The sequence below is a fragment of the Sphingomonas sp. Leaf412 genome (genome assembly GCF_001425405.1).
GTDB lineage: Bacteria > Pseudomonadota > Alphaproteobacteria > Sphingomonadales > Sphingomonadaceae > Sphingomonas.
This window is the reverse complement of sequence record NZ_LMQP01000003.1, coordinates 1,341,388-1,350,293: the sequence shown is the minus strand read 5'-3', so window position 1 is coordinate 1,350,293 and position 8,906 is coordinate 1,341,388. Positions and strand designations below refer to the sequence as shown.

Annotated in this window: 8 protein-coding genes and 1 tRNA gene; 7 read left to right on the top strand and 2 right to left on the bottom strand. The window is 67.7% G+C overall.

Annotated elements, in window-relative coordinates; genetic code table 11:
- The 4 genes from ASG29_RS13635 to ASG29_RS13620 all read left to right on the top strand — a co-directional run.
- The coding region (locus tag ASG29_RS13635) for an ATP-dependent Clp protease proteolytic subunit (RefSeq protein WP_156458043.1) at positions 1 to 508 on the top strand (508 nt) is incomplete at its 5' end.
- 111 nt (positions 509 to 619) lie between these two features.
- Complete coding sequence (clpX, locus tag ASG29_RS13630; RefSeq protein ID WP_055984881.1) at positions 620 to 1,888, top strand: ATP-dependent Clp protease ATP-binding subunit ClpX; 1,269 nt, start codon at positions 620 to 622, stop codon at positions 1,886 to 1,888.
- Positions 1,889 to 2,010: 122 nt separating this feature from the next.
- A complete protein-coding gene (locus ASG29_RS13625; protein WP_055984879.1) occupies positions 2,011 to 3,138 on the top strand; it encodes a calcium:proton antiporter in 1,128 nt (375 codons plus the stop codon).
- Positions 3,135 to 3,722, top strand: a complete 588-nt coding sequence (locus tag ASG29_RS13620; protein ID WP_321163197.1) for a GNAT family N-acetyltransferase — start codon at positions 3,135 to 3,137, stop codon at positions 3,720 to 3,722. The genes ASG29_RS13625 and ASG29_RS13620 overlap by 4 nt, the downstream gene beginning before the upstream one ends.
- Here the strand turns inward: ASG29_RS13620 and ASG29_RS13615 are convergent.
- Together ASG29_RS13615 and ASG29_RS13610 are read right to left on the bottom strand one after the other, a co-directional pair.
- Positions 3,632 to 3,985: a hypothetical protein gene (locus ASG29_RS13615; RefSeq protein ID WP_235532915.1), complete on the bottom strand. Its 354-nt coding sequence runs from the start codon at positions 3,983 to 3,985 to the stop codon at positions 3,632 to 3,634. The genes ASG29_RS13620 and ASG29_RS13615 overlap by 91 nt on opposite strands.
- The gene (locus ASG29_RS13610; RefSeq protein ID WP_055985676.1) at positions 3,958 to 5,607 is read right to left on the bottom strand and encodes a M1 family metallopeptidase; all 1,650 of its coding nucleotides are present in this window, start codon (positions 5,605 to 5,607) and stop codon (positions 3,958 to 3,960) included. The genes ASG29_RS13615 and ASG29_RS13610 overlap by 28 nt, the downstream gene beginning before the upstream one ends.
- 113 nt (positions 5,608 to 5,720) lie before the next feature.
- On the opposite strand from ASG29_RS13610, the gene lon reads away from it, so the two are divergent.
- The 3 genes from lon to ASG29_RS13595 all read left to right on the top strand — a co-directional run bounded on the left by lon (position 5,721) and on the right by ASG29_RS13595 (position 8,792).
- Positions 5,721 to 8,114 carry an endopeptidase La gene (gene lon, locus ASG29_RS13605; RefSeq protein WP_055984876.1) on the top strand — a complete coding sequence of 798 codons (2,394 nt, stop codon included), beginning with the start codon at positions 5,721 to 5,723 and terminating at the stop codon, positions 8,112 to 8,114.
- Positions 8,115 to 8,380: 266 nt separating this feature from the next.
- Positions 8,381 to 8,653 (top strand): HU family DNA-binding protein, encoded by a 273-nt coding sequence (locus tag ASG29_RS13600; RefSeq protein ID WP_055984874.1) that lies wholly within the window; start codon positions 8,381 to 8,383, stop codon positions 8,651 to 8,653.
- Positions 8,654 to 8,717: 64 nt separating this feature from the next.
- Positions 8,718 to 8,792: transfer RNA gene (locus ASG29_RS13595), tRNA-Val, on the top strand.
- Positions 8,793 to 8,906: the final 114 nt, after the last annotated feature.

Genomic DNA, 8,906 nt, shown 5'->3' with positions numbered 1-8,906 from the left:
GGAGGACGGCATGGCCAGCCTCATCACCGCGCAGTTGCTGTTCCTGGAATCGGAGAATCCGAAGAAGGACATCTTCATGTACATCAACTCGCCGGGCGGTGTCGTCACGGCGGGCATGGCGATCCACGACACGATGCAGTACATCCGCCCGCGCGTCGGCACGGTGTGCATCGGTCAGGCCGCGTCGATGGGCAGCTTCCTGCTGGCGTCGGGGGAGCCGGGGATGCGCGTCGCGCTCACGAATGCGCGGATCATGATCCATCAGCCGTCGGGCGGGGCGCAGGGCATGGCCAGCGACATCGAGATCCAGGCGAAGGAAATCCTGCGCATCCGGGCGCGGATGAACGAATTGTACGCCAAGTACACGGGCCAGCCGATCGAGGAGATCGAGCGCCGGATGGATCGCGACACCTTCCTGTCGTCGGCGGAGGCACGCGATTTCGGCCTGATCGACGAGGTGTTCGACAAGCGTCCGGCACCCGCCGAGGATATGGCGGCCGCCGCCTGAGCCGGGCGTCGACCTTGGGGCGAGGCGTTAAGAGCATTGCCGTAATGTGACGGGCCGGGCTACCATGCCCGCCCGGACAGGCGCGGATGACCCGCGCGGAAGGACGATTGAATGACGAAGCTGAGCGGTGGCGACTCGAAGAGCACCCTCTATTGCTCGTTCTGCGGCAAGTCGCAGCACGAGGTGCGCAAGCTGATCGCGGGTCCCACCGTCTTCATCTGCGACGAGTGCGTCGAGCTGTGCAACGACATCATCCGCGAGGAGACGAAGTCCGCGCTGGTGAGCAAGAAGGACGGCGGGGTCCCGACGCCGCAGGAGATCTGCGACGTCCTGGACGATTACGTCATCGGGCAGAAGCAGGCGAAGCGCGTGCTGTCGGTGGCGGTCCACAACCATTACAAGCGGCTGAACCACGGCGCCAAGGGTGCGGACGTGGAGCTGGCGAAATCGAACATCCTGCTCGTCGGCCCGACCGGCTGCGGCAAGACCCTGCTGGCCCAAACCCTAGCCAGAATCCTCGACGTCCCGTTCACGATGGCGGACGCGACGACCCTGACCGAGGCGGGCTATGTCGGCGAGGATGTCGAGAACATCATCCTGAAGCTGTTGCAGGCGAGCGACTATAACGTCGAACGCGCGCAGCGCGGCATCGTCTACATCGACGAGATCGACAAGATTTCGCGCAAGGCGGAGAATCCCTCGATCACGCGCGACGTATCGGGCGAGGGCGTGCAACAGGCGTTGCTGAAGCTGATGGAGGGCACCACCGCGTCCGTCCCGCCGCAGGGCGGGCGCAAGCATCCGCAGCAGGAATTCCTGCAAGTCGATACGACGAACATCCTGTTCATCTGCGGCGGCGCGTTCAGCGGGCTGGAGAAGATCATCGGCGACCGGCTTCAGGGCAAGTCGATCGGCTTCGGCGCCTATGTCGCGTCGCCGGAGGAACGCCGCACGGGCGAGATGCTGCGCCAGACCGAGCCGGAGGATCTGCTGAAGTTCGGGCTGATCCCCGAATTCGTCGGCCGCCTTCCCGTCATCGCCACGCTGGAGGATCTCGACATCCCCGCGCTGGTGAAGATCCTGTCGGAGCCGAAGAACGCGCTGGTGAAGCAGTACCAGAAGCTGTTCGACATGGAGGACGTGAAGCTCGGCTTCACCGACGACGCGCTGGTGACGGTGGCGAAGAAGGCGATCGAGCGGAAGACCGGCGCGCGCGGCCTGCGCTCGATCCTGGAGGCGATCCTGCTCGACACGATGTTCGACCTGCCGGGCATGAATTCGGTCGACGAGGTCATGATCGACCGCGACGTGGTCGACGGCCGCAAGGAGCCGATCCGCGTCTACGCCGACAAGAAGAAGACCGCGGAAGACGCGGCCTAGGGTGACGGATGCGATCCGGCGGGCCGTGTCCCGCCGGATCGCACCGGCGCCGTTTCGGCGTCGAAACGTTTCGTTACGGTCACCGACCGGACCCTCCCGCCCGCTCGTGCATTGACCGGGTGATGCAGGACCAGACCGACAAGCTCCCCACCCCCGCCGCGAAGCGCGCCTTGCTTCAGAAGATCGCGCTGCCGTGGTGGACGTTGCTGTTCCCCGCGCTGGGCCTGCTCGCGGTCGTGCTGTCGCTCTACGCATACGGCACGGTCGGGACGATCCTGTCGACCGCGGTCCTGATCGGCGCGGTGCTGGCCGCGGTCCATCATGCGGAGGTGATCGCGCATCGCGTCGGCGAGCCGTTCGGCACGCTGGTGCTGGCGGTCGCGGTGACGGTGATCGAGGTGTCGCTGATCGTCAGCCTGATGCTGTCGGACGCGGGCGACGCCTCCACGCTGGCGCGCGACACCGTGTTCGCCGCGATCATGATAATCCTCAACTTCATCGTCGGCCTGTGCCTGATGGCGGGCGGCCTGCGCCACGGGGAGCAGCGCTTCACGCTGCGCGGGGTCAGCGCGGCGCTGGCGGTACTGACCGCGATGGTGGTGCTCAGCCTCGTCCTGCCCAATTACGTGTCGAGCGCGCCGGGGCCGACGTACGCGCCCGCGCAACTGATCTTCGTCGCGATCGTCTCGCTCTTCCTGTACCTGATGTTCGTGCTGGTGCAGACCGTGCGCCACCGCGAATATTTCCTGCCGGATCAGGACCTGCCGCAGGACGCACATGCGGAACGGCCGTCGAAGGCGACCAGCATCGCGTCGCTGGCGATGCTTCTCGTCGCGCTCGTCGGCGTCGTCCTGCTGGCGAAGGGGCTGTCCGCGACGGTGGAGCGCGCGATCCTCGGCGCGGGCCTGCCGCTGGCGGTCGTGGGCGTGGTGATCGCGGCGCTGGTCCTCGCGCCCGAGAGCCTCGCAGCCTATCGCGCGGCGAAGCGCAACCGGTTGCAGACCAGCCTGAACCTCGCGCTCGGCTCCGCGCTGGCGACGATCGGCCTGACGATCCCCTCCGTCGCGATCGTCAGCCTCGCGCTCGACCTGCCGCTGGGGCTGGGGCTGGGGCCGAAGTCGATCACCCTGCTGATCCTGACCATGTTCACGATCACGCTGTCGCTGGGCACCGGCCGCACGACGATCCTGGGCGGCGCGGTCCATCTCGTCATCTTCGCCGCCTATCTGTTCGTCACCGTCGTCCCTTGAGCGACGTCCGCCTGGTCACGGCATCGGAAGGCGCGACGATCGCCGCGATGCTGGCGCGGGCATTCCATGACGATCCGGCGTTCGGCTACATCCTGCCCGAAGTGCGCGACCGACAGCGGCGGCTGACCCGGCTCTTCGCCCTGCTCCAGCAATCGGATGCGCGGGCGGGCATGGGGCTGACGACCGGCGACGGGGCGGCGGCGACTTTCTGGCGCGGGCCGGGGCGGGCGACGGTTGGGTGGTGGGAGATGCTGTGTTCCGCGCCCGCCCTGCTCGCCGCGCTCGGTCCCGCGATCCCGCGCGCGCTGGCGGTCAGCGCGGCGATCGACGCGCATCTGCCGCCCGGCGACTTCTGGTACCTGCACATCGCGGGCTGCGATCCGGCGGCGCAGGGGAGGAGGCTGGGCGGGAAGCTGATCCGCGCCGGTCTGGCGCGCGCGGCGGGGCGGTTGCCCTGCTATCTGGAAACCGCGACCGAGAAGAACCTCGGCTTCTACCGCGCGCTGGGCTGGGAGCCGACCGGCGAATGGCGCGTCGGGCGCGAGGGTCCGCGCTTCTGGTCGATGCTCCGCCCGCCCGGCTGACGCCGCAGCAACGCGGCGAGCGCGAGGCCCGCCGCGATCTGGAGCAGGCCATAGGCGCGCCGCCGGCCCGGCTTGCCCGCGAACGGGCGGACCAGGCCGTCGACCGCCGGGATGGGCGAGCGCCACAAATCGACGTGGCGCACCGGTTGAAGCACGCCGAGCGCGCCGTCGCCGATCATGAACACCGCCGCCATCTCGCCCGCGCGTTTCAGGGCGATGCGCGTCGCGTCGTCGCTCACTTGCCGCGCTGCTGCGTCTGCCATTGCCGGTATGCCTCGATCGCCGTCGACCGCTTCAACACGCGGGCGGCAGGATCGATCACCACATGCGCGTTCGCAGGCACCGACAGGGTGCCGCGCCCGTCCGCCATCGCAACGCGCTGCACCTTGCCGTCGACCGCGACCTCCACCGGCATCGGGAACGGACCGCCCGCCTCCCACGCCAGCGTCATCCGGTCGCCCTCGCGCCGCGTGACGAGGTCGGGCAGCGCCGCGCGGCGCAGATAGGCGTCGAAGAACCAGCCCAAATCGCGCCCGGTGACCTGCCGCACGATCCCTTCGAACGCGCGGGTCGAGGCGAAGCGGGGCCGGAAATTCCCCGGCATCGGATCGGCGCGGCCATAGACCAGCCGCCGCGTGGCGTCGAAGAACGCGGCATCGCCGATCAGCCCGCGCAGGGTGTGGAGCATCCACGACCCCTTGTAATAGATGTCCGTCCCCGCGCCGCCCTTGGCCGGTTCGTACACCTCCTCCTCGGTCAGCACCTTGTCGCGGACGATCGGGGCGGCATTCGCGATCTGGTTGCGCTGCGAATCCAGCATCACCGCATAGCGCGCCTCGCCCTCGCGCCAGCGGCCGTACAGCGGCTGCATGTAGCTGGCGAACCCCTCGTGGAGCCAGTAATCGTCCCAGTTCGCGGCGGTGAGCTGGTTGGCGAACCATTCGTGCGCGAATTCGTGGTGGAACAGCCAGTCGAACCCCTCCGGCGCCTTGGCATAGCCGTTGCCGTAGGCGTTGATCGTCTGATGCTCCATGCCCTTGTGCGGCGTCTCCACCACGCCGACCTTCTCGTCCCCGAACGGATACGGCCCGATCGTGCGTTCGAAGAAATCCAGCGTCGGCGCGAATTCCGCGAACAATCCTTCCGCCTTCGCCCGCGCGCCGGCGCCGGGAATGTACCAGTAATATAACGGGATGCTGTTGCCGAACCGGCTGCGATAGCTACCCGACACTTCCTCGTACGGCCCGACGTTCAGCGCGATGGCATAGGTATTCGGTCGCCGCGCGCGCCAGTGCCAAGTCGTGCGACCGTCGGGCAGGGTATCGACGCCCAGCAGCTTCCCGTTCGACGGCGCCTTCAACCCCTTCGGCACCGTGATGTGCAGCACCGCCTCCGCCGGCTCCCCGCGCGGGAAGTCGAGGCAGGGCCACAGGATGTCGCAGCCGTAGCCCTCAGTCGTGCTGGCGAACCACGCGCGCCCGTCGGCGGTCTGCGACCACACCATGCCGTCGTCCCACGGCGCGTTGACCGCGACGTGCGGCGTCCCGGCATAGGCGATCGCCACCGTCGCGCGCGCGCCCTTCGCCAGCGGGTGCAGCACTACCAGCCGCCCGTCGGGCCGGTCGAACCGCGCCGGCTTCCCGTCGACCGTCACGCGCGCGACGTGGAAGTTCGAATCGAGATCGATCGGCAGCCGCGCCACCGCCGCGGTCGCCGCGAAGGTCAGCGTCGCGCGCGCGTCGATCCGCCGCTTCGCCGGGTCCACGTCGAACGACAGGTCCGCGCGCTCGAACGACAGCGCCTCCTGCTCCGCGGGCCGCACCCCGCCCGACACCTGCGTCTGCGCGCTGATCGGCGGTTCGCCCTTCTGCGGCAACGCCTGCATCGTGGCCAGCAACAGCGCGATCAACGCGCGATCCGCGCGCGATGATTGATGGACGCGCGCGCGCCACCATATACGATGCGTACGGCGCTCACCGGAGCGCCACCGGAGTAAGCATGACCAATCTTCCCGTTCTTCCGCTGCGTGACATCGTCGTCTTCCCCAGCATGATCGTGCCGCTGTTCGTGGGTCGCGACAAGTCGGTCGCGGCGCTGGAGGCCGCGATGGCGGCGGACAAGGAGATCTTCCTCGTCGCGCAGCTCGATCCTGCGGAGGACGATCCCGATCGCGACGACCTGTACGATATCGGCGTCACCGCCAGCGTGCTGCAATTGCTGAAGCTGCCCGACGGCACCGTCCGCGTGCTGGTGGAGGGCAAGCAGCGCGCCGCGCTAGCCGACCTGTCGCCGCACGACGATTATCTCGCCGCCGACGTGACGCTCGTACCCGATCAGGAGGCCGAGGGTGCGGAGGTCGGCGCGCTGATGCGCTCGGTCGTCAACCAGTTCGAAAATTACGCGAAGCTCAACCGCAAGCTGCCGTCCGAAACCGCGGCGCAGATGGCGGAGATCGAGGATGCGGGCCGCCTGTCCGATTCGGTCGCGGGCAACCTCCAGGTGAAGGTGGCGGAGAAGCAGACCCTGCTGACCGAGCCCGATCCGGTCAAGCGTCTGGAGATGGCCTTCGCGCTGATGGAGGGCGAACTGGGCGTCCTTCAGGTGGAGAAGAAGATCAAGAGCCGCGTGAAGCGCCAGATGGAGAAGACGCAGCGCGAATATTACCTGAACGAGCAGCTGAAGGCGATCCAGCGCGAGCTGGGCAACGAGGGCGAGGACGGCGACGGCGACGAGGTCGCCGAGCTGACGCAGAAGATCGCGACGCTGAAGCTGTCGAAGGAAGCGCGGACGAAGGCGACCGCCGAGCTGAAGAAGCTGAAGACCATGGCGCCGATGAGCGCCGAGGCGACGGTCGTGCGCAACTACCTTGATGTCCTGCTCGGCCTGCCGTGGGGGAAGAAGTCGAAGATCAAGAAGGATATCCCCGCCGCCGAAGCGATCCTGGACGAGGATCACTATGCGCTGGAGAAGGTGAAGGACCGGATCGTCGAATATCTGGCGGTGCAGGCGCGCACGAACAAGCTGAAGGGGCCGATCCTGTGCCTCGTCGGCCCGCCCGGCGTCGGCAAGACCTCGCTCGGCAAGTCGATCGCGCGCGCTACGGGGCGCGAGTTCATCCGCCAGTCGCTGGGCGGCGTGCGCGACGAGGCGGAGATCCGCGGCCATCGTCGGACCTATATCGGCTCGCTGCCGGGCAAGATCGTGACGAACCTGAAGAAGGCGGGCGCGTCCAACCCATTGTTCCTGCTGGATGAGATCGACAAGCTGGGACAGGATTTCCGGGGCGATCCCGCCTCCGCGCTGCTGGAGGTGCTGGACCCGGAGCAGAACGGGAAGTTCAACGATCATTATCTGGAGATCGACATCGATCTGTCCGACGTCATGTTCGTGTGCACCGCCAACACGCTGAACCTGCCGCAGCCGCTGCTGGACCGGATGGAGATCATCCGGCTGGAGGGCTATACCGAAAATGAAAAGGTGGAGATCGCGGAGCGGCATCTGATCGCGAAGCAGATCGAGGCGCATGGCCTCAAGCCCGACGAGTTCGTGCTGACCAACGACGGCCTGCGCGCGCTGATCCAGCAATATACGCGCGAGGCGGGCGTCCGCACGCTGGAGCGCGAGATCGCGAAACTGTGCCGCAAGGCGCTGCGCCGCATCCTGGAAGGCAAGATGCAGGGCGTCACGATCACGCCCGACAATCTGTCCGACTATGCGGGCACGCAGAAATATCGCCACGGCCTGTCCGAGACGGAGGACCAGATCGGCGCGGTCACCGGCCTCGCTTGGACCGAGGTCGGCGGCGAATTGCTGACGATCGAAAGCGTGACCGTGCCGGGGAAGGGCGCGATCAAGCTGACGGGCAAGCTGGGCGACGTCATGAAGGAATCGGCGGAAACCGCGATGAGCTTCATCAAGGCGCGCGCGCCCAGTTATGGGATCAAGCCGTCGCTGTTCCATCGCAAGGACGTCCACGTCCACCTGCCCGAAGGCGCGGTGCCCAAGGACGGGCCGTCGGCGGGCGTCGGCCTCGTCACCGCGATCGTGTCGACGCTGACCGGCGTGCCGGTGCGGCGCGAGATCGCGATGACGGGCGAGGTGACGCTGCGCGGCCGCGTGCTGCCGATCGGCGGGCTGAAGGAGAAACTGCTCGCCGCGCTGCGCGGCGGGATCGAGACCGTGCTGATCCCGCAGGAGAATGAGAAGGACCTGGCCGACGTGCCCGCCTCGATCAAGGACGGGCTGAAGATCGTGCCCGTTGCCCACGTGGACGAGGTCCTGCGCCTCGCGCTGGCGGGGACGCTGGAGGCGATCGACTGGACCGACGCGGACGAACTGGCCGCCCTGCCGCCCGCCCCGATCGCGCCGGTCGGCGGCGAACTGCACCATTGACCCCAAAGCGGACGTTTCCGTACCTCCGTTCGTGCTGAGCGAAGTCGAAGCATATGCACACGTGCATGGCCTTCGACTTCGCTCAGGCCGAACGGGCGCCGGCGGCGTCCTCGAACGACTCGTCGCGAAACACCCTGCCGGCGTAACGACTTGCCGCGGTTTCGTTTGACTCCCGCCCGGGGCCTCGCCTTACTGGGACCTTCCGGGCATCGCGCCCGCGAATCCGATTTCGTCCGAAGTCACGCAATCAAACGGGGTTACAGGGGATGAACAAGCAGGAACTGATCGCGCAGGTCGCGACGGTGGCGGGGCTGGGCAAGAGCGAGGCGAGCCGGGCGGTGGAGGCGGTGTTCGACACCATCTCGGGCAGCCTGAAGAAGGGCGACGAGGTCCGCCTGGTCGGCTTCGGCACGTTCGCGGTCAGCCGGCGCAAGGCGTCGACGGGGCGCAATCCGCGCACCGGGGAGCCGATGAGCATCAAGGCATCGACCCAGCCGAAGTTCAAGGCGGGCAAGGTGCTGAAGGATTCGCTGAACTGAAGCGATCCTGCGGGGCTGGACAGGCGTGATGCGCTTGCGTAGAGGCCCGCTTCCGACACGGTTCGGGCGCGTAGCTCAGCGGTAGAGCACACCCTTCACACGGGTGGGGTCACAGGTTCAATCCCTGTCGCGCCCACCATATCCGGACCGGCCGAAGGCCCGCGGCAGCGATGCCGCGGGCCTTTCGCGTTCCTCTCCCCTCCCTGCAAGGGAGGGGTCGGGGGAGGGTCCTGTCCGGGCGATGCGGACGGGC